The following is a 19,156-nucleotide window of genomic DNA, read 5'->3' as shown; positions in this document are numbered from 1 at the left end:
ATGCTACTCTAAAATTACATTCAAATAAAAGTGAGGTCATACTATGAACATTGTAGTAGAGGAAATTGAGATCCATCCTTCTAACAGCTGTTTGGCTGATTACAACCAGTTCACTAAGCTCTCATCATCAGAACTAGCTGCTGTGCAAGGCCGCTATTATCGCGAGCTTCATCAACTGCAGCACGAATTAGACGAATTATTAAATGATCTGCGTCAGATTTCACTTAACTATAAAAGAAAATAAGCTGCTGCATCTTTATAGCAGACTAAGAAACTTAGAGTGGTTGTTCACTCTAGGTTTTTTTAATTGATGTCCCTTGTGAATCGATTTTCAGTACAAATAAAACGGACTCTATGGTATTCTGATGAAAGTATACAAAAGGAGCCTCCCCAATATGACTTTTGATAAGATGACCTCCATTTTATTGTGTATCGTTGTGGTGATTGTGATCGTCGGCATTGTCCTGTTGATCATAAAACGCCGGCGTAAAAATCAGAATCCATTCGCTGCTCATGCAAAAAATTCATCACGAAAGCAGAGACATCCAGATGCATCAAGCAAATCTTCTACAAGTCAGCAGCAAAGCTGCTCTTACTGCAAACGCAAAGTTAACCCGAAAGAACTCGCTTTTTATTCCGGCCATGAGAAGGTAGTTGGCGTATGTAAAGCTTGCAGACCGCTTGCAGAGCGTCAATCTTTACTCAGACTATAAATTGAATGATGATGATCACAAAGGAGCGAAACCCCATGAGCTTTATGCTGGATAAAATGGAAAACAAGATCGAGTTTTTTGAAGCATACGATCTCAAAACGCTGGAAAGAAAAATTGCTGAGCAGATAGATAATAATAAAGCCTTGCTGTTAGGCGTCCATTCCATTAGCCATAATATCGTTTTTAACCCGCTTCACAATAAAATGCTATATAGCGCGGTCGTTCATTTTAAAGCCTTATAAGTTTGCAAAAGAAGGCTTCACATACACAAGGTGTCTCTAATTAGATTGACTATTTTTAAATCACACATATCCCTACAGTACGAATATTCTGACTATTTGATCTGAAGTTATGCTATAATAAGCTTGTAAGCCAATCTCGCAGATGGGGTGATTAAAGTGCTATTTACTAAAATCCTTGTTGCGTTTGATGGTTCTAATCTTTCTAAAAAAGCACTCGAAAAAGCAGTCAGCTTGGTACAAGAGCAATCCCGTGTTTCTCAAGCACCACACTTAGATATTATCCATGTTTATCATTACCCTTCGGTTGCGAGCACCCCCTACTTTGTGGATGCGACTGCAAGCACTTACATTATTGAGCAGGGGAAAGCGATTATAGAAGAAGCCAAGTCCTTCGTACCCGCTGATCTATCTGTCAAGTATGTTCTTCTTCAAGGTCCTCCTGCTGCAACGATACTTCAATATGCCGAAGAGAAGCATCACGATCTCATTATTACCGGCAGCCGGGGCTTGGGACCAATAAGAGAATTCTTTCTGGGCAGTGTAAGTCATCATATTGCTCACCATGCTAAGGTACCTGTATTGATTGTAAAATAAACCGAAAAGCACGTACTCTCTTTTATGGGAGTACGTGCTTTTTAGTGAGTTATTATAAATGAATGATTGCCTAATGTCTTAACGAGGTGCATCCAGCAGTTGAGAATGAGCCTTCAAAAAGTTGTAAAAGAACGTAGCAGCTTGCGCACGGGTTACTTTCTCATAAGGAGAGAAAGTTTCACCATTCAACGTGACGATCTCCAAAGCGCTGACGATTGCAATCGCTCCCTGGTTAGGCAGCTCATTCACATCTGTTGCCTTGGTCGCGAACAAGCCCTTAACCTTGGACAGATTACTATAACCAAGTGCTTTCACAATCAGATCGGCTACTTCAGAACGGGTCATTGCAGCATCAGGATCAAATGTGCCCGATGCCCGGTCAATCAGATTATAATCAATTGCATTCTCAACGTAAGGAAAATATTTTGAATCCTTGGTTACATCTGAGAAGCTGGCCGAACGATCGGCATAATCAGAAGCAACCGGGAAATAGCCGCCATTTAGAGTCGTAATGAACATTTGCACCAATTCACCACGCGTAACCAAAGCATCCGGCTGTACCTTGCCATCCACCAAATCCAGTACCTCATAATCGAGCATAAGCTTTAAAGCTTCTTCCGCCCAATTTCCTTTCAAATCAACGGGATCGGTAATACGCGGATGTACAATCTGGTTGGTTTCGTTATTTTTCCATTCTCCGGTACCTGCATCGAGATAAGTCAGCTCACGGAATTGAAAGATTGGCTTCAGGTTATACACAAGCTTGGTCTCGGTTTGTGCCATCGGAAGCTTAAGCTCCTGCTGCTGAGCATTTTCATTTTCCTTATCCACAACCATATATTGCTGCTCCACCTTATACTGAGACATCCATATATCTTTGGCCTTCTGGGCGGAGATAACTTTTGGCGGCTCCGCCGGATAATACGAAGTCAACAAATTGCTGTTAAATTCCTGAATCTCTGCCGTCTGTCGATCAAAGCTGATCGTTACGGAATCATTGGGAACATCAATTCCATTGATATTGCGTCGGAAATAATACTCAAAGGTTTGCATGTTTTGGAGCTCATCTTGTGTATACCCGCCATATTGGGAATCCAGGAACAATTCATGAGCATAATCCGGCAGCAGTTGTTTGACCGATTCCAGTGCTTTGATTTTTAGCTGGTCATAGCTGGGTGTCCCTGATTGGGAAGTCACCTTTGAGTCCGCATAATTAAATGCATACCTGGAATATCGCAGCACAGCGCCTGTACTGCTGTCAACTGTCGCATATATCGAAGAATCGTCGTGTCTCTTATCTGAAGCAATTGACCAGCTTAAATCCCACTCATATGAAGTCACACCTGTGATGGGATCGGTATTTTCCAGATAATCCGTTGCTTGAAGCTTGGCGCTGGCCGGAAGAGGGATCACTGCTGATACTTGTGCTGCAGCCTGTTCCTTCGTCAGTTTCTGCGCTTTAGGTATGCCATTCGTAATACGCTTGTCGCTGACCGGTATCGCTTTGGACTGCTTCTCCTTCTTTAATCCTGATGGCAGAAGTGCTTCCCCGGTCTCGGCATCCAGCAGGAAAGCATCCGTCTCATACGCCACAGCTGGTGCTGCAAATCCATTTGGAGTATTAGGAACGATATATTGCAGACGAGGCTCTGCCAATTTATTGAATTGCTCAGCAGCTTGTCCCGGTGAGATCGAATTACCTGGTACCTGGAAAGTAAGCAGTTCGTCCCACTGTTGCATGTAAGAAAGAATTTTCCCTTCGCCATTTACAGTCATCACAACATAATTTTGCGGGAATACGATTCCGTTCACGACTCTCAAATAACAAATTGGATATTCTACATTGCCGTCAAGCGGTTTACGGAAGCTTTTCTCATAATCCTCATCATATCGAAGCTGACTTATTTCTTGCGGATTGGTCTTGGTTATGTAATCTAAAGCCGTTTGCTTGGCATGCTCCATATCGATCTTGGGCGGGAACGTAAATTTCTTATCAGTGTTCATTTCATTAATATAAAAGGAGAGCAGCTTACCGGTATCCGACTCTATGGTCACGCTTATATCTCCATAGCTTTTCTGATCCTTGCTTACAAAGGAAATGATCCAGGAGCCGCGGCTGGCACTTATTGTGTAATAATTGCTTTGATAAACTATACCGTCAAGTATGTAGCCGCTTGGGATAGTGACATATTGTTTGGCCAACTCGATGGCCCGCTCACGCTTAATTTTTGTATCTTCAGGTGCCTCATCGCTGCCGTCAAGCTCTAAATCAAGCAGTTCAGCTTCCTTATCGGCCACAGTCTTTGCTTCTGCGTATGGATACACATGATTGGCATATACAGGTTGTGCCGAGGCAGGAGCAACGGAACACAGGAGCAGCACGCTTGCGATACTGGCAATTCCGATTGTTTTCATATATTTCCTGATTCTCCTCTCGCTCATGGCTATATTTAACACTTTCTAAATATAACGTTTATTTAACAAAAAGGTTGCATATTTCTTCCAAAACAAAAGAGCCTCCACCCACTTACCCGGTAAAGACTCCTTAATATCCGTCCAGCTGTCAGCAATCAACCTGCAATCCAACGCATGCAGCAGTACTTAAGCCGTTGGAAACATACCCGTCGATATTGCTATACGGTTCCAACTGTTGATCGTATTGATCGCCATAATCAAATTAACAAACTCGGTTTCATCAAAATGCTCCCGAACCTTTTCATACAATTCCTGGGTTACTCCTTCTTTGGAAATAAGTGTTACAGCTTCAGTCAATGCCAGAACAGCCTGTTCGGCCTCTGTGTAGAACGGTGCTTCACGCCAAGCACTTAGCAAGTAGAGACGCTGTTCTGTCTCGCCCATTGAACGTGCATCAGCAGTATGCATATTGAGGCAAAAGGCACATCCGTTTATTTGTGAAGCTCTAATTTTGATCAGCTCATACAGCTTTTTATCCAAACCGCTGCTTTGGATGAAGCCTTCCATTTTCAACATCGCCTGTAGGGCTTGGGGTTGGACCTCACGATAATTTAATCGGGTTTGCATACAAATCTCTCCTTCAGTAATCTCTTTTATTGGAACTACACTAATAAGACCGATAAAGGCATGATTCTGTGACCAAATGAAAAGATTGTATTCCGATATCCCGAGTACTATCGGCAGTGCTTGAGTTTATCTGGGTTGGAGACCTTGTAAATGGTTTGAATAGCCGTGAGATCCTCTGTCATCTCGAAACATATCGAGCATTTAAGCTGCCCTTGTTGAAATAACACAATCCCAAGCTCGCCATTGATCTGAACCGGGCGGTATTCACCTGCGAGAGCTCCCTTCTGGAATATGCCTTCCCAAAAAGCTTGAATCCGAGCTCTTCCATAAATGGGATTAAGCGCAGCCCGTACTTTGCCACCTCCATCGGTAAGCAGCGTGCTATCTTCGATCAGCATCTGAATGAAAGCTTGAAAGCTGCCGGTTCTTGAAGCCTCGATAAAAGCTTGAACGAACGTTTGCATCTGATCCCCGTTTAGAGGCGCAGTGGCCGCCGCTTGATCCCGATCAAGCTTTTGCTTCACACGACTCATCATCTTGCGGCAGCTTACCTCGCTTTTACCCAATATCTCGGCTGCATCCTTGTAATCAAATCCGAGAACCTCCCTTAGCACGTACACAGCCCGCTCCGTGGGAGTCAGCTGCTGAAGCAGCACAAGCAATGCATAACTAACGGTTTCCTCCAGCACGATTCTGTCTTCCGGACCTGGCTCATTCATCTCGATGTCCGGTTCCGGAAGCCATGGACCCATATAGATTTCTCTTTGCTTACGAGATGAATTCAACAAATTTAAGCAGCGATTGGTCGTGATTTTAGCCAAATACGCTTTGAGATGATGCACATCCTTCAGGCTTGTCTGCTGTAAGGATACAAATACATCCTGAACGATATCCTCAGCGTCTGTTATCGATCCCAGCATTCGGTAGGCAATAGATAATAGCAGGGGCTTATAAGTTGTATATATGTGTTCGAATGTCACGAGTTCAGTCTCCATTATGGGTAGATTTTCGTAGAGCCGCATTCAGCTTGATATGTATATGTATTCCATTTCCATTTACATCAATTGTATAATAAGCTATAGTATAATCTATAATATGATAATGCATGACCCGGAGGAGCCTGCCACTGCAGGCTTCTTTTTGTCTTTTTTGGGGTTCTGAGTGGGCTGTGGCAGGTGCATGGAGTCTGGATCGCACTATCTCAAGGAGGGCAACATGGACAATCAGGCATTACTAGCAATTGGCATTTTTTTAATTAGTTATGCGCTCATTACCTCGGAAAAGATTCATCGCACCCTTGCCGCGATGCTGGGTGGAGTCGTGATGATCATTCTGGGGGTCGTTACTCAGGAAACGGCTCTACATCACATTGACTTCAACACATTGGGTTTGCTCATAGGCATGATGATTATGGTATCGATCACTTCTGAGACGGGTCTTTTTAAATATTTGGCTATATGGGCTGCCAAAAAAGGCAAAGGTGAACCCGTAACCATCCTGATCTATTTGGCTCTGATCACAGCTTTTGGATCGGCTTTATTGGATAATGTAACCACCGTTCTGTTAATGGTCCCAATTGTCTTTAGTATAACTCGTCAATTACGGGTTAATCCACTGCCTTATTTGATTGTCATCATTATAACTTCCAATATCGGCGGCACCATGACCATGATCGGCGACCCACCCAACATTATGATCGGGAGTGCCGTCAAGGAACTCACCTTTATGGCATTCATTAATAACCTGTCTCTCATTTCTATATTTATCTTGATCGTTACTTTAGTCATCTTTGTACTTATTTATCGCAAGCAGATACAAACGACACCGGATTTGAAAGCCGGGATTATGCTTATGGATGAAAAAAGCGAGATCACGGATCCACTTTTACTCAAAAAATGCTTAAGCATGCTTGCATTAACGATTGGCGGTTTTTTTATTCATCAAATTATTCATGTGGAGTCTGCTACAGTTGCGTTAACGGGTGCGTTCCTGCTGCTGCTTTTAACAGGCGAGCATTACCTGGAGAAATCCTTGAGCCGAGTAGAATGGACTACCGTCTTCTTTTTTATCGGACTGTTCGTCATTGTCTCTGGGCTCGTTGAAACCGGAGTTATTGCCAGCCTCGCCAAGCAGGCCGTTCAGCTTACAGGTGGAAATGAAGTAGCGACCGCGATGCTGATCTTATGGCTCAGTGCTATTGCTTCAGCTTTTGTCGATAATATCCCTTTTGTGGCAACCATGATTCCCTTGATTCAGGATATGGGTACGATGGGAGTCACCAACCTGAACAGCTTGTGGTGGAGTCTTGCCTTAGGTGCTTGTTTGGGAGGAAACGGCTCATTGGTTGGCGCCAGTGCCAACCTGATTGTCGCTGGAATGGCTGCCAAAGAAGGCCGCCCGATTACTTTTGTAGCCTTCTTGAAGATCGGATTTCCGTTGATGCTTCTTTCAATTGTTATATCCAGTATGTATATTTATTTGCGATATCTGATTTAACAATGTAACAACAAATGAGCGGATTGCCCTATTCAAAGGACAACCCGCTTTTTTTTAAAACCCTATGGTTACTGTTTCCATTCCATTGTCAGTGAGGCCAGCTGTATTGTCAAATCCTGAATTACTATGAACCATATTGGACTGGCAGCGGTTGGAGCCAATTTTCACAGCTGAAGTCGAACATTGAAACAAGCTATTACCGGTAACCACATTTTGTTTGGCAGTAGAAGCATTCCCTTCACCGACCGTATCGATCAGGATACCGACCTCAACTCGGCGCGCCTCGTTTGCCTTTAACGAATTGGCAGCTCCATTAAGTACAGCTATTCCTCTCACACTAAAATCAATTTTATTACCCGTAATTACATTTCCGTACGGCCGATCATCCCCGGCGTTCTCAACAGCCTCCAGTTGTATACCAGCGAATGTGGTACGTGTGATCGAATTGTTCACGATATGATTATAGCTGCAAGCATCCTTGAGCCTGATTCCGTAAGCACTGCTTGTCTCCTTATCAATCAAACCAAAGGCCGTAACAGCATTGCCCTCTATTACATTGTACATACAAACAGAAAGCTTGGAAGAAAGTGTAATAGCTGCCTCAATACAAGCCTCCATTACATTGCCCGCAACTAATGAGTAAGAGCAGCCTGCCGTTAGTTGAACGCAGGATCTGGGCAGACTTTTAAAATGATTCCCTTGAATGATATGATTTGCTCCACCTTCTGCCGTCACCCCATATCCCTCATACACGTTGTCGCCAGCGACAAGAGATATAAATGAACAATCTTGAACAGAGACATGCTCGGAACGAACCAGATGCACACCATTAGCTATTCCTTTAAATGAACACCTGCTAATGCGGATAAATGAAGATTCGATAGCATAAATACCTCGCTCTACCATTGAATTGGCAGAGTTGGTAGAATATCCAATCCCTTCCAAAGTCAAGCCTTCAACAGAAATCTGTTTCCCCTGAGCCGGACACATTACCATCTGCAGGTTAATCAATCCAGCTTTGATAATCGACGCTTCGGCCCCTGCTCCAAGCAGATGAACCTTGGAACGCAGCAACAAAGCCGTTTTGATGATATATTTACCGGCAGGCAAATAGACCGTTCCTCCAGTAACAGCCGCTGCATTGATAGCAGCCTGAATGAACGGGCTATCGTCCTGATCAATGCGATCATTTCCCTGAGCGCCAAAATCTTTAACGTTATACCACCATGTATTCGTATTCCCAACAGGTACCGTCGCGGCGGCCTGAGCTTCACACGGAAATCCGGCACCTGCAGCAAGTAAAACACCTGCAGCGCTTAAGCCTGCCAGCAGTTGCCTGCGGGTTATCGGTTTATTCGTATGTTTGTCCATATCTGTAGGTTCCAATGGCAGCAATGAAGTTTCCTCCCCCTGAGCAATCTACCCAGATTATAACTTGGGAGTGATCACTCTGGCAACCCATGCAAACATTTCACTACGATCTTCCCTACTCTAAGCAGCTCACCTTCTTAGCGGAACATGCTCCACAGCTTAATTAAATGAAGTGTACTATTCGGATCTATCTTTTGTGCAATCACAAAGCTGATCATATTCTCTGTCTGCTTGTCTGTCAGCTTCTCACCAAGCACCTTGGACAGCATACCAACAAACCGCCTCACCTTGGAGCGATCCTGCAAATCATATTTGGTTACACCTTGCAGCATCATTTTGATTCGTTCCTTGGTGTCAGGATTTTTCAATTTCAGCTTAACACGTTCTACAAAAGCCGGCTCAAACCCATATTTTTGATAGCTCATTCCTGCGAACACCTCCGACCGAGAAAATAGAACCCATAGTAAGTCTATGTCGGAGGCAACGAATATGTGCTTTTAAAATAAGTTAAGCATCAATCCAATAGCTCGCTGTCAAATATGTGCTCACGACGCAAAAATTCACGCAATGTACTGTAAGATGCACCCGTCCAAAAATCGGGCCGTTTTACAAGCTCGGCTGCATCATCGCGAGCCTGCTCCATCGTCTCAAAATCAGCCACCATATCAGCAAGCCGAAAGTCGGGCAAGCCGCTCTGCTTCGTACCAAAAAAATCTCCGGGACCACGCAGCTCGAGATCGCGGCGGGCAATTTCAAATCCATCATTCGTATCTGTCATCGCCTTCATTCGCTGCTTCCCGATCTCATTCTTGGGATCAGCGATGAGTACGCAGTAAGACTGGTGCTCTCCGCGGCCGACACGACCACGCAGCTGGTGCAGCTGGGAAAGTCCAAAACGGTGCGCATCGTACACGATCATCAGTGTTGCATTAGGGACATCTACACCGACCTCGATAACGGTAGTCGACACGAGCACCTGAAATCGATTAGCGCTAAACTCTCGCATAACTCCTTCCTTATCTGCTGCGGGCATACGACCATGCAACAAACCAACCTGATAATCGGGAAAAGCAAATTGCAGCTGCGCATGAACATCAATGGCATTCTGCACATCCAGCTTTTCGGATTCCTCAATTAGTGGACAAATGATATAAGCCTGCCGCCCCTCCGATACCTCACGGCGAATAAACCCGAGCACCCTTTCCAGCATATCATGGGTAACCGCATACGTCTTGATCGGCTTACGCCCCTTCGGAAGCTCGCGCAATGTTGACACATCCATATCGCCAAATGCCGTGATTGCCAGCGTTCGTGGAATTGGAGTTGCTGTCATCGTCAGCACATCGGGGTTCATGCCCTTGCGTCGCAGTATACTCCGTTGATTAACACCAAACCGATGCTGCTCGTCCGTAACGACAAGACCAAGACTGCGGAAATACACATCCTCCTGAATCAATGCATGTGTTCCCACGACGATATCGATCAGTCCCATTTGTAGGGACGCCAGTAGATCACGTCGTTTTTTGTCCGAAACACTTCCGGTCAATAGACCGACCTGAATGCCATAGGGCTCAAATAAGCGATCCAAAGAACGTTTGTGCTGCTCGGCCAGTATTTCTGTCGGGACCATGAGTGCTCCCTGATAGCCAGCCTTGACCACTGCGAACAGCGCTGTAGCGGCTACTACGGTTTTCCCTGCACCTACATCTCCCTGAAGCAGCCGGCTCATACAGAACGGTTGCTGTAAATCGTGGAGGATTTCAGCCAGTACGTTCTTTTGTGAATCGGTGAGCACAAACGGCAACGCTCTGACAAAAGCGCGTACCTCCGGCAAATCCAGAGGATGGGCTACGCCATCCGCTCTTTCATGATTCAGGGCACGGTAAGCCTGCATCTTCAGCTGAAATAAAAACAGCTCCTCGTATACCATCCGTTTACGTGCTCGCACTCCCTCTTGAACGGAGCCCGGCATATGCAGCAGCGCAACCGCCTGCTTACGAGACATCAGCTCATAGCGATCCAGCAGCTCCTGCGGCAGCACCTCAATCAGAAGATCACCATACTGCTCCATTGCCTGTCTGGTGGTCTTGCGCATCCACTTTTGCGTAATAGGTCCCGCAATCGAATAAACAGGCTGCAGCGTACCTGTCTGTGAAGCTCCTTTACCTGGAAATTCAGACTCGGATACGGTAAGATGCAATCTTTTTTGATCCCACTTCCCGGTCAGTACAACCTCGGTTCCCGCTACCAGCTGGTCCTTCATAAAATGGCGGTTAAACCAGACAGCTGTAATAAATAAAGGGTCAACAACGATTTTGCAAGTAAGACGAGACTTGATCCGACCATACATCTGCACCTGCGGCACTCCAACGATTGTACCCTGGACGGTAATCCGGTCTCCATCCTTTACCTCCGTGAGGTCACGAAGCGTATAATCTTCATATCGAAATGGGTAATAGTCGAGAAGCTCCCCCACTGTTGTTATGCCAAGCGCCAATAACTCTTCAGGCTTTTTCCCTCTGACTCCCTGTACCTGTTTAACTGGAATTTCATACACATTCAGCTTCATATTAAACCGGGCAAACGAACACAGCTACGGTTCCCGGACCGGTATGTGTGCCGACAACAGGACCAATTTGCGTAAGCTGCTGATGCTTCACATTAAAGTGCTGTTCCATCATCAAGCTGAATTCTTCCGCTCCTGCTTTACTGTTTGCATCTGCAATTCCGATTTGCAGAGGTCGATCACCAAAATCACGCTTCAGCAGCTCGACGATTCTTGCCACTGCTTTTTTATGACCACGGACCTTGTCCACAGAATACACCTCACCCTCTGCATTCATTGACAAAATCGGCTTAATATTCAATAGAGAACCAAGCAGTGCTGCAGCTTTTCCGATACGACCACCCTTTTGCAGGTACTCCAGTGTATCTACCAGAAAATAAAGCTTCATTTCTTCCCGCATTCTATCTACGAGCTGTATAATCTCATCCTTGCTCTTGCCTTCCCTTGCTGCCTCTGCCGCTGCCACAACGTGCATGCCGAATCCGTAAGAACACAATTTGGAGTCAATCACAGTTACATCCACCGGCACCTCCAGCATGTTTTGGGCCAGGATAGCCGATTGATACGTACCACTTAATGCCGATGACAAATGAAAGGAAAGTATGGGTGCGTCCGACTCCTTCGCCAGCCTTTTGAAGGTTTCGAGAAATTCTACCGGAGACGGTTGAGAGGTAGTGGGCAGTACATGGGAAGCGACCAGCTTTTCAAAAAAAGCCTCTGATCCCATATCCACACCATCCTGATAGGTTTCTGCTCCAAAATGAACTTTCAAAGGGACCACGTGTATGTTAAGTGTATGCTGCAGCTCTGCCGGAATATCCGAAGTGCTGTCCGTAACGATGCGAACCTGTCTCAATCGATATCCCCCATTCTGTACAATTTCATATTAAAAACGATATTTATTCTGCAGAAACAATATAGAAATAAACAGGCTGGCCGCCCCGATGAATTTCCACTTCCACGTCACTGTAAGTTTGTTCGATGTACTGTACCAGCTGTTGGCTCTGTTCTTCGTTCGCTTCTTCCCCGGTATAGATCGTAACCACTTCTCCGCCACTCGCAAGCAAGCTGTCAATTAACGCACTGCAGGCTGTGAGCAAATCTTTATCTGCCGTCATAATTTTGTTATTATGGAGCCCAATGTAATCCCCCTGCTTAATATCGAGATCATCCAATGTCGTATCACGAACCGCATAAGTAACAGCTCCCGATTCAACCTGATCCGCTGCCTGCTGCATAAGCTTTACATTAATCTCAGGCTCTTCATTTTCCTGAAAAGCAATCATCGCCGCTATGCCTTGCGGAATAGTGTGGGTTGGAATAACTACAAGAGTTTTTCCTTCAATAAGTTGGACAGCTTGCTCCGCCGCCAGCAAAATATTAGAGTTGTTCGGCAAAACAAATACAGTCAGTGCATCAATCTGGTTCACAGCCTGAACGATATCCTCCGTACTGGGGTTCATCGACTGACCACCGTGAATCACCTGATCTACACCTAAGCTTTTAAAAATTCCACTTATACCTGTACCCGCTGATATCGCCACGAAACCAAAACGCTTCAGCTTCACAGCTTCCTGTAGAACATGAGGGGTTAGAAGGGAAGCTGAGGCTGTATCATCCACATGATGACTTTGCTCTGCCAGTTCCAGTTCTTCCATCAAAATATGTGTATGCTGATCACGCATATTCTCGATTTTGATGCGGCTCAGTTCGCCATACTCCATAGCCGCATTCATCACCGTTCCCGGATATTCCGCATGAATATGGACTCTAACCAAATCATCATCTGAAACAACCAGCAGCGAATCACCGAAGGCAGACAGACGTTCACGGAAATCGTGTTCCTCAAACGGGCGTGCTTTCGTCTTGTGCGCGTTCAACGTAACCATGAATTCGGTACAATAACCGTATACGATGTCCTCGGTTGCAAGCTTGGCTTGTGCGCTCACTGGCTCATGCTGCCCCGGCTGCTTGTCATTATTGCTGGCACGACCAATAACTTTTGGCGGCACAGCTAAGTACCGTACGCTGCTGGGTACACGCTCAACGACAGTGTATGTCATGTCAATATCCGCATCCGACAATGCATGCACAAAACCATTGTAAATATACAACAGCCCCTGCCCTCCGGCATCAACCACACCAACCTGCTTTAATACAGGCAATTGCTCTGGCGTGTGAGCTAAGGCTTCAGTAGCTTTATTTTGTATTTCATTCATCAGTGATTGGATATCAGAGTGCCGTTTGACATGGTGTACGCCTTGTTTGGCCGCTTCCTTCGCTACACTCAGAATGGTACCCTCTACGGGCTTAACTACGGCCTTATATGCCATATCTACACCTTGCTGAAAAGCGGCCGCCAGTTGCTCTGCATTGACCTCATCCATATTCGCGACGGACTTGGCAAACCCACGAAACAGCTGAGACAAAATAACTCCCGAGTTTCCTCTGGCTCCCATCAACAGCCCCTTCGCCAGAGCTTCTGCCGCTTTACCAATATGGGATGAAGGACGTCGACGCAGCTCTTCAACACCGGATGTAAAAGTCAGATTCATATTCGTTCCCGTATCCCCATCAGGAACAGGAAATACATTCAGTGCATTGACCTTATCCGCATTTTGACGGAGCTGCTCCGCACCCATTTCGACCATTCGAATAAAATCCGTTCCGTTCAATACATTTAAGCGCTTACTCAATTGATTCCCTCCTTCTGCCACAAGTACCCTGCTCAGCACCCGACGCCTAACCGCCTTTTCAAGCTACTGAATGACACGTACTCCTTGTACATAGATGTTCACAACGTCTACCTGGAGTCCAACAACATCGTTTAATATATATTTAACTTTTCTTTGTACATTTTGGGCGACAACTGATATTTTAGTACCATACCCTACAATAATGTAGAGATCGATGACCGGAGCTTCCTGACCATGGCGATGAACGACGACGCCTCTGCTCGAATTGTCACGTCTGAGCAATTCAGCTATTCCATCCTTTAATTGATTACGTGTGGCCATACCAACAAGCCCATAGCATTCCAAAGCAGCCGAACCCGCCAACATGGCGATGACCTCATCTGCTACATATATTTTTCCATATTCCGCATTCAGCTCAATCGTCATCTTTCCAGCCCCTTTGGTTTACAAGTTATCCTTGTCTCATTCTACTATATTAACATGAATAAATAAATAAATACGCCAATTGCCCTCACAAATCATCAATGTGAGATTGACGGCATTAATTGTGCTGTGATATGATAATCTAGTATGTTTTTGAATACTCTTTGCTTATAGAGAGATCGCTTCTGAGGACAAGGCTTATGGTCTTCGAGGCTTTTAAGGAGGTGTAGTACAATGTCCCGCAAATGTTTCATTACTGGCAAAAAACCTGGAACAGGCAACCACGTTTCTCATGCGAATAACAAGGCGAAACGTACTTGGGGTGTTAACGTTCAAAAGGTTCGTATTCTTGTGGACGGTAAGCCAAAGCGCGTTTATGTTAGCACAAGGGCTTTGAAATCCGGCAAAATCGCACGTGTGTAGTTTCACTTCCACGTACAAAAAGCACCTGCTGTCAGGTGCTTTTTTTGGTGCTCATACAGAGGCGTCCACGAGTTCTATTCGCTTCCATGTATCAATTTTTGCTGAATGTATGAAGTACAGCCTTTACAAGACCGCCCAAAAACCTTGGTAGCTTGATTGTATAAAATTTCACTTCTACCCCTCCTTCAGCTCACTCGATTGTTCGTTTTCCTGACATTGCATTCCTCATTTGACCAGGAACATGGCTCATCATACTCCATTATATTCCGCAGCTTGGAAAAAGTGCCTAACATTTAACCAAGTCCAAAATAAAACAAAAAAAGGCCACAAAAGCCGTAACTTTTGTAACCAGTTTATGAGGCAACATGCCGATTTATGACAAAACCTTTGAACGTCATCCGGATTCTCTAGCTCTGGGCAGGGACGTCCCCATATTGTATGTATCGATAAAAAGCATATACAACGGCTGCAATAAAATACAGAATAATCGTCAAAATGACAAATGTTATTCGCATCCATTTTTCATCATGCTTTTTGAAAAATTGAATACCCAGATACAAGGCACCTAAAGAGAATAAATATTTAAGCAAGTCTTGAATTTGCGAAAAAAGATTGAGCAGCACTGCGCACAGCAAACTGTACATCAATACGATCAGGAATTTCAAAGAACAATCACTCCCTGCCTCGTATTAACCTGATCGCCTCAGCACGATCTGCATGTCCAAACACCGCATTGCCTGCTACAAGAACATTAGCTCCGGCAGCTGCAACCTGACGCGCAGTCTCAGCATTCACACCGCCATCCACTTGAATATGAACATGGTGAAGCCCCCGCTCATTGAGCATTTCACGCAGCTTGGAAATTTTGGGCAGCATCCCGTCAATAAATTGTTGACCGCCAAAGCCAGGATTAACGGTCATTAACAGCACATAATCCAGATTCTCATTCATTACATACTCAATTGAAGATAACGGTGTTGCCGGATTCAGCACGACTCCCGCCTTAACTCCTTGTTCTTTAATAAATCTCAAAGTCCTATGCAGATGCGTGCAGGCTTCTACATGAACGGAGATATGGTCGGCTCCCGCTTGGACGAATGCAGGAATATACGCATCCGGATTCGTGATCATCAAATGGACATCGAGAGGAAGCTGTGTATGTGGGCGAATCGCTTGAACGATTAGAGGGCCAATTGTGATGTTAGGAACAAAATGTCCATCCATAACATCTACGTGAATCCAATCTGCCCCCCCTTTTTCCACATCAGCAATTTCGGCTCCCAATCGGGCAAAGTCTGCGGATAATATGGACGGTGCAATAATCAGCATATCAGTACCTCCTTTTTCTCTCTTTAATTTCCCCTAAAAAATGCAGATAGTGTTTGTAACGCGAAGGCGCGATGTGCCCTGCTTGTGTGGCTTCAATCACTTTGCATTCCGGCTCATGCAAATGCACACAGCCTCGAAACTTGCATTGAGCAGAGTATGGCTTAAACTCCTTAAAGCTGTCGCTCAGATCCTCAGCTTCCTTCACCTGCATAAAATCAAGCGAGCTAAAGCCCGGTGTATCTGCGACAAGCCCACCATTATGCAGCCGGATCAGCTCTACATGACGAGTTGTATGCTTTCCTCTGCCAAGCTTCATACTGATCTGATTCGTTTCCAGCTGCAGCCCTGGCACCATAGCGTTCAGCAATGAGGATTTGCCGACACCAGATTGGCCAGCAAACACGCTGATATGGCCTGCCAAGCGCTCCAAAACGGTATCAATGCCTATTCCCAGCTTGGCGCTTGTAACTACAACCTGATAGCCAATCGCTTCATACATACGAACGACCTCTTGCATCGTTTGTGGGATATCCTTATCTTCCAGCAAATTTTCCGAGCTGTCTTCTTCCATCGAAACAACGGGACAAGGAGCTTCTTCAATCAAATCCTGCTTTGTTAAGCAAATGATCGTATGCAGCCCGGAGCTTTCGGTATGCACAAGAAATTTGTCCAGCAGCTGCAAATTCAAAGCTGGCTCCTGTACAGCAAATACAAGAACAGCCAGCTCCACATTGGCAATCGGCGGACGTACCAGCTCCGAGATCCGCGGCAAAATTTCATCTACAGTGCCTTCTCCATTTTCAGTCAGCTCATACTTGACACGGTCCCCTACAAGGGGAGATTCGCCTCGTTTTTTGAAAATTCCACGAGCACGACACTGAATTGATACCATGTTGTGCTCGTCTTCAGGAAGGACATAATAAAAACCACTTAGTGCTTTGATAATTAAGCCGGATGGCATCTATCTTAGCCCCCTGTATTAGTTGGATTACTTGGTTTGACATTGGTTGGAGCTGTCGGATTGGGCGCCGGAGTACCTGGAGCAGGAGTCCCCCCTGTTGGCGTAGTTGTTCCATTGCCAGTCCCTGTTCCGGTGCCTCCGGAAGCCGGTGTACCAGGATTCGCTGGAGTTGTGTTTGTACCCGGTTTCGCTCCTGCCCCGGTGTCCGGCGTACCGGCGCCTGGAGCTTGTGGTGTTGTTGGCTTATTGGTGCCACTGCCGCTTCCTGCTGGAGTCTGCGTCGGAGTTCCCGCTGAACCTGACGGTGGCGGGCTAAACGGCTTACCGTTTTTCTGAGCCAGATAGTCCTGATACGTAACTGTAATCAGGTCGACGAGCTCATTGTCCTGCCTAACTTTAATAATCGCATTTTTGTCAGGTGCAACAACCAGCTTGACCTCAACCTCTGAAGGCTTTGTTACATTAGGAATCGATTTGTAATCAAATTCATCATACTGGGCATCGGTCAAATTAATCTTAATCGTGCTCGCTTTCCCTTCAACAGCCGGCTTATACGGAATTTTAATGGTCATAGGACCCGCATTCTCAGGAAAACCTGAGGAAATAATCAATTGGGTGATCTCGGAACCTGGAGAAACCTCTTCATCATGCTCATACGGGAATTGTCTGACAACTCTTCCCTTCGGTTGCTTATAGCTTGCTTCCGTCGTCACATTACTGGCTGCCAGCTTCAGCTTGTTAGCCGTAATCCAGGCTCTTGCAGCTTCCTCGGTTAAACCGATCAGATCCTTCATTTTGAACGTCTCTTTGCCCTTGCTTATGACGAGTTTTACAGTTGCCTTCAGCGGATCGATCTGTTCATTAGGTGCCGGCGTCTGCTGTAATACAGTTCCAGGATCCTTTTCTTCAAATTGCTGATCCACGGCAATTCGTTCTTGATTTATACCCATGGCCATTAAAGCCGTTTTGGCATCTGCCAGATTGGAGTTAACCAAATTGGGCATCTTCTGTAATTCTATACCTTTACTTACATGAAGTGTAATTTTGCTATTTATTAATTTTTTCATATTGCTGGAGCTTTGGCTGATAACGACATCTTTGGGTACATCTTTGGAATCTTCCCTTATCACATCGTTATCCAACTGAGCATCCTTTAGCATCTGTTGGGCTTCTGCCAGAGGTTTGCCTACTACATTAGGCACCATGACCTCTTGAACCTTCATACTTGCCTTGACGTACCCCACCATATACCACATACCACCCAGCAGCCCAATCAAGACAACTATCCAAATAACAGGCTTGACCCATACACGTTTCTTTTTTTCATTGTATGACGAGTCTGGATTGGAGTAGCTATCATCATCATCTTCATTCACAGGTACAAACTGACCCGGGCGTATGGCTGATATCACTCTTGTTTTTTCCTCATCCAGTTCATCAATATCTTTGAAAATCAGTTTGGCTTCGTTCCGTCTATGCGGAAGCAAGCAGCTTTCCAGATCCTCAAGCATTTGGCTCGCAGAGCTGTAACGATCGGACGGATCTTTACGAACTGCACGTAAGATCACATTTTCCACACTTTGCGGAATTAACGGGTTGACAAGACGTGGGTCCTCAACATTTTCCTGTAAATGCTTAAGGGCTACGCTAATCGGACTTTCACCGATAAAAGGCAGCTTACCAGTCAGCATCTGATACATAACAATTCCGAGTGAATACAGGTCTGATTGCTCCCCTGTAAAGGTTCCCTTTGCATGCTCAGGGGAAAAATAATGAACAGAGCCCATGACAGAGCCTGTTTGTGTAATGGTAGCCGAGGTAACAGCACGTGCGATTCCAAAATCCGTAACCTTTACCCTGCCATTTTTGCCGATAAGTATATTATGAGGTTTGATATCACGATGAATGATTTGATTATGATGGGCGTGTTCAAGAGCTTCGCATATTTGACTCGCTATCCGAATGGCTTCCTCCACCTGCAGCGGAGCTTTATCTTTGATCAGATCGTTTAGCGTTGTACCTTCAATGTATTCCATCACAATATAATGGATTTCTTCCTCTTGTCCCACATCATAAATACTAACGATATTCGAGTGTGATAATGAAGCCGCTGCTTGTGCTTCACGACGGAACCTTTCTATAAATTCCTCATCATGCACATATTGCAGACGGAGTATTTTAACGGCAACGTGCCGGTGCAGCAAAATATCCAGAGCCTTGTATACGATGGCCATTCCGCCTCCGCCTACGCGATCCAGAATTTCGTAACGGCCTCCCAGCTGCTTGCCCTTCATTCATCA

20 protein-coding genes are annotated in these 19,156 nt (G+C 45.4%); 6 read left to right on the top strand and 14 right to left on the bottom strand.

Annotated elements, in window-relative coordinates; genetic code table 11:
- The first annotated feature begins 43 nt into the window (after positions 1–43).
- The 4 genes from LRL21_RS19630 (at position 44) to LRL21_RS19615 (ending at position 1,549) form a co-directional block, all read left to right on the top strand.
- On the top strand, positions 44–244 hold the full coding sequence (locus tag LRL21_RS19630) for a hypothetical protein (protein ID WP_240417496.1): 201 nt from the start codon (positions 44–46) through the stop codon (positions 242–244).
- A gap of 151 nt (positions 245–395) precedes the next feature.
- Positions 396–713: a hypothetical protein gene (locus LRL21_RS19625; RefSeq protein ID WP_240417495.1), complete on the top strand. Its 318-nt coding sequence runs from the start codon at positions 396–398 to the stop codon at positions 711–713.
- A 35-nt stretch (positions 714–748) separates the two neighbouring features.
- Positions 749–955: a DUF2536 family protein gene (locus LRL21_RS19620; protein WP_076232636.1), complete on the top strand. Its 207-nt coding sequence runs from the start codon at positions 749–751 to the stop codon at positions 953–955.
- A gap of 156 nt (positions 956–1,111) precedes the next feature.
- Positions 1,112–1,549, top strand: a complete 438-nt coding sequence (locus LRL21_RS19615; protein ID WP_240417494.1) for a universal stress protein — start codon at positions 1,112–1,114, stop codon at positions 1,547–1,549.
- Positions 1,550–1,627: 78 nt separating this feature from the next.
- On the opposite strand, the gene LRL21_RS19610 is transcribed toward LRL21_RS19615, so the two are convergent.
- From LRL21_RS19610 to LRL21_RS19600, 3 genes are all read right to left on the bottom strand, one after another.
- Entirely contained in the window at positions 1,628–3,964 is a 2,337-nt protein-coding gene (locus LRL21_RS19610) for an S-layer homology domain-containing protein (RefSeq protein ID WP_240417493.1), read from the bottom strand.
- A gap of 186 nt (positions 3,965–4,150) precedes the next feature.
- Positions 4,151–4,591, bottom strand: coding sequence for a carboxymuconolactone decarboxylase family protein (locus tag LRL21_RS19605; protein WP_240417492.1), 441 nt, complete (start codon positions 4,589–4,591; stop codon positions 4,151–4,153).
- Positions 4,592–4,698: 107 nt separating this feature from the next.
- Positions 4,699–5,571 (bottom strand): RNA polymerase sigma-70 factor, encoded by an 873-nt coding sequence (locus tag LRL21_RS19600; protein ID WP_240417491.1) that lies wholly within the window; start codon positions 5,569–5,571, stop codon positions 4,699–4,701.
- 235 nt (positions 5,572–5,806) lie between these two features.
- Between LRL21_RS19600 and LRL21_RS19595 the strand changes: the two genes are divergently transcribed.
- Entirely contained in the window at positions 5,807–7,087 is a 1,281-nt protein-coding gene (locus tag LRL21_RS19595; protein ID WP_240417490.1) for an ArsB/NhaD family transporter, read from the top strand.
- A gap of 54 nt (positions 7,088–7,141) precedes the next feature.
- Here LRL21_RS19595 and LRL21_RS19590 read toward each other — a convergent pair whose 3' ends face one another.
- From LRL21_RS19590 to LRL21_RS19565, 6 genes are all read right to left on the bottom strand, one after another.
- Entirely contained in the window at positions 7,142–8,482 is a 1,341-nt protein-coding gene (locus tag LRL21_RS19590) for a glycosyl hydrolase family 28-related protein (protein WP_240417489.1), read from the bottom strand.
- A 113-nt stretch (positions 8,483–8,595) separates the two neighbouring features.
- Positions 8,596–8,883: a stage VI sporulation protein F gene (locus tag LRL21_RS19585; protein WP_240417488.1), complete on the bottom strand. Its 288-nt coding sequence runs from the start codon at positions 8,881–8,883 to the stop codon at positions 8,596–8,598.
- Positions 8,884–8,972: 89 nt separating this feature from the next.
- Positions 8,973–11,027 (bottom strand): ATP-dependent DNA helicase RecG, encoded by a 2,055-nt coding sequence (recG, locus tag LRL21_RS19580; protein ID WP_240417487.1) that lies wholly within the window; start codon positions 11,025–11,027, stop codon positions 8,973–8,975.
- Between the two features lies 1 nt (position 11,028).
- Complete coding sequence (locus LRL21_RS19575) at positions 11,029–11,880, bottom strand: DegV family protein (RefSeq protein ID WP_240417486.1); 852 nt, start codon at positions 11,878–11,880, stop codon at positions 11,029–11,031.
- A 43-nt stretch (positions 11,881–11,923) separates the two neighbouring features.
- Positions 11,924–13,720 (bottom strand): DAK2 domain-containing protein, encoded by a 1,797-nt coding sequence (locus LRL21_RS19570; RefSeq protein ID WP_240417485.1) that lies wholly within the window; start codon positions 13,718–13,720, stop codon positions 11,924–11,926.
- Between the two features lie 63 nt (positions 13,721–13,783).
- A complete protein-coding gene (locus LRL21_RS19565) occupies positions 13,784–14,146 on the bottom strand; it encodes an Asp23/Gls24 family envelope stress response protein (protein ID WP_240417484.1) in 363 nt (120 codons plus the stop codon).
- A gap of 231 nt (positions 14,147–14,377) precedes the next feature.
- Between LRL21_RS19565 and rpmB the strand changes: the two genes are divergently transcribed.
- Positions 14,378–14,566 carry a 50S ribosomal protein L28 gene (gene rpmB, locus LRL21_RS19560; protein WP_076232610.1) on the top strand — a complete coding sequence of 63 codons (189 nt, stop codon included), beginning with the start codon at positions 14,378–14,380 and terminating at the stop codon, positions 14,564–14,566.
- 91 nt (positions 14,567–14,657) lie between these two features.
- Here rpmB and spoVM read toward each other — a convergent pair whose 3' ends face one another.
- The 5 genes from spoVM to pknB all read right to left on the bottom strand — a co-directional run bounded on the left by spoVM (position 14,658) and on the right by pknB (position 19,150).
- The gene (spoVM, locus tag LRL21_RS19555) at positions 14,658–14,738 is read right to left on the bottom strand and encodes a stage V sporulation protein SpoVM (RefSeq protein WP_076232607.1); all 81 of its coding nucleotides are present in this window, start codon (positions 14,736–14,738) and stop codon (positions 14,658–14,660) included.
- Positions 14,739–14,973: 235 nt separating this feature from the next.
- Positions 14,974–15,210: a hypothetical protein gene (locus LRL21_RS19550; protein WP_240417483.1), complete on the bottom strand. Its 237-nt coding sequence runs from the start codon at positions 15,208–15,210 to the stop codon at positions 14,974–14,976.
- A gap of 28 nt (positions 15,211–15,238) precedes the next feature.
- A complete protein-coding gene (rpe, locus tag LRL21_RS19545) occupies positions 15,239–15,895 on the bottom strand; it encodes a ribulose-phosphate 3-epimerase (protein ID WP_240417482.1) in 657 nt (218 codons plus the stop codon).
- A gap of 1 nt (position 15,896) precedes the next feature.
- A complete protein-coding gene (rsgA, locus tag LRL21_RS19540; RefSeq protein ID WP_240417481.1) occupies positions 15,897–16,856 on the bottom strand; it encodes a ribosome small subunit-dependent GTPase A in 960 nt (319 codons plus the stop codon).
- Positions 16,857–16,861: 5 nt separating this feature from the next.
- Complete coding sequence (pknB, locus tag LRL21_RS19535; RefSeq protein ID WP_240417480.1) at positions 16,862–19,150, bottom strand: Stk1 family PASTA domain-containing Ser/Thr kinase; 2,289 nt, start codon at positions 19,148–19,150, stop codon at positions 16,862–16,864.
- Positions 19,151–19,156: the final 6 nt, after the last annotated feature.

Source organism: Paenibacillus periandrae (genome assembly GCF_022458865.1).
Taxonomy (GTDB): Bacteria; Bacillota; Bacilli; order Paenibacillales; family NBRC-103111; genus Paenibacillus_S; species Paenibacillus_S periandrae.
The sequence above is the reverse complement of the archived record's forward strand: the minus strand, read 5'-3'. Positions and strand labels throughout refer to the sequence as shown.

What these genes read in the sequence shown, in the direction of transcription:
- rpe (WP_240417482.1), bottom strand. Translation starts at nt 15,895, where the DNA reads ATGCTGATTATTGCACCGTCCATATTATCCGCAGACTTTGCCCGATTG.
- LRL21_RS19550 (WP_240417483.1), bottom strand. Translation starts at nt 15,210, where the DNA reads ATGTACAGTTTGCTGTGCGCAGTGCTGCTCAATCTTTTTTCGCAAATT.
- rpmB (WP_076232610.1), top strand. Translation starts at nt 14,378, where the DNA reads ATGTCCCGCAAATGTTTCATTACTGGCAAAAAACCTGGAACAGGCAAC.
- LRL21_RS19565 (WP_240417484.1), bottom strand. Translation starts at nt 14,146, where the DNA reads ATGACGATTGAGCTGAATGCGGAATATGGAAAAATATATGTAGCAGAT.
- LRL21_RS19625 (WP_240417495.1), top strand. Translation starts at nt 396, where the DNA reads ATGACTTTTGATAAGATGACCTCCATTTTATTGTGTATCGTTGTGGTG.
- pknB (WP_240417480.1), bottom strand. Translation starts at nt 19,150, where the DNA reads ATGAAGGGCAAGCAGCTGGGAGGCCGTTACGAAATTCTGGATCGCGTA.
- LRL21_RS19630 (WP_240417496.1), top strand. Translation starts at nt 44, where the DNA reads ATGAACATTGTAGTAGAGGAAATTGAGATCCATCCTTCTAACAGCTGT.
- recG (WP_240417487.1), bottom strand. Translation starts at nt 11,027, where the DNA reads ATGAAGCTGAATGTGTATGAAATTCCAGTTAAACAGGTACAGGGAGTC.
- LRL21_RS19620 (WP_076232636.1), top strand. Translation starts at nt 749, where the DNA reads ATGAGCTTTATGCTGGATAAAATGGAAAACAAGATCGAGTTTTTTGAA.
- LRL21_RS19585 (WP_240417488.1), bottom strand. Translation starts at nt 8,883, where the DNA reads ATGAGCTATCAAAAATATGGGTTTGAGCCGGCTTTTGTAGAACGTGTT.
- LRL21_RS19605 (WP_240417492.1), bottom strand. Translation starts at nt 4,591, where the DNA reads ATGCAAACCCGATTAAATTATCGTGAGGTCCAACCCCAAGCCCTACAG.
- LRL21_RS19610 (WP_240417493.1), bottom strand. Translation starts at nt 3,964, where the DNA reads ATGAAAACAATCGGAATTGCCAGTATCGCAAGCGTGCTGCTCCTGTGT.
- LRL21_RS19595 (WP_240417490.1), top strand. Translation starts at nt 5,807, where the DNA reads ATGGACAATCAGGCATTACTAGCAATTGGCATTTTTTTAATTAGTTAT.
- rsgA (WP_240417481.1), bottom strand. Translation starts at nt 16,856, where the DNA reads ATGCCATCCGGCTTAATTATCAAAGCACTAAGTGGTTTTTATTATGTC.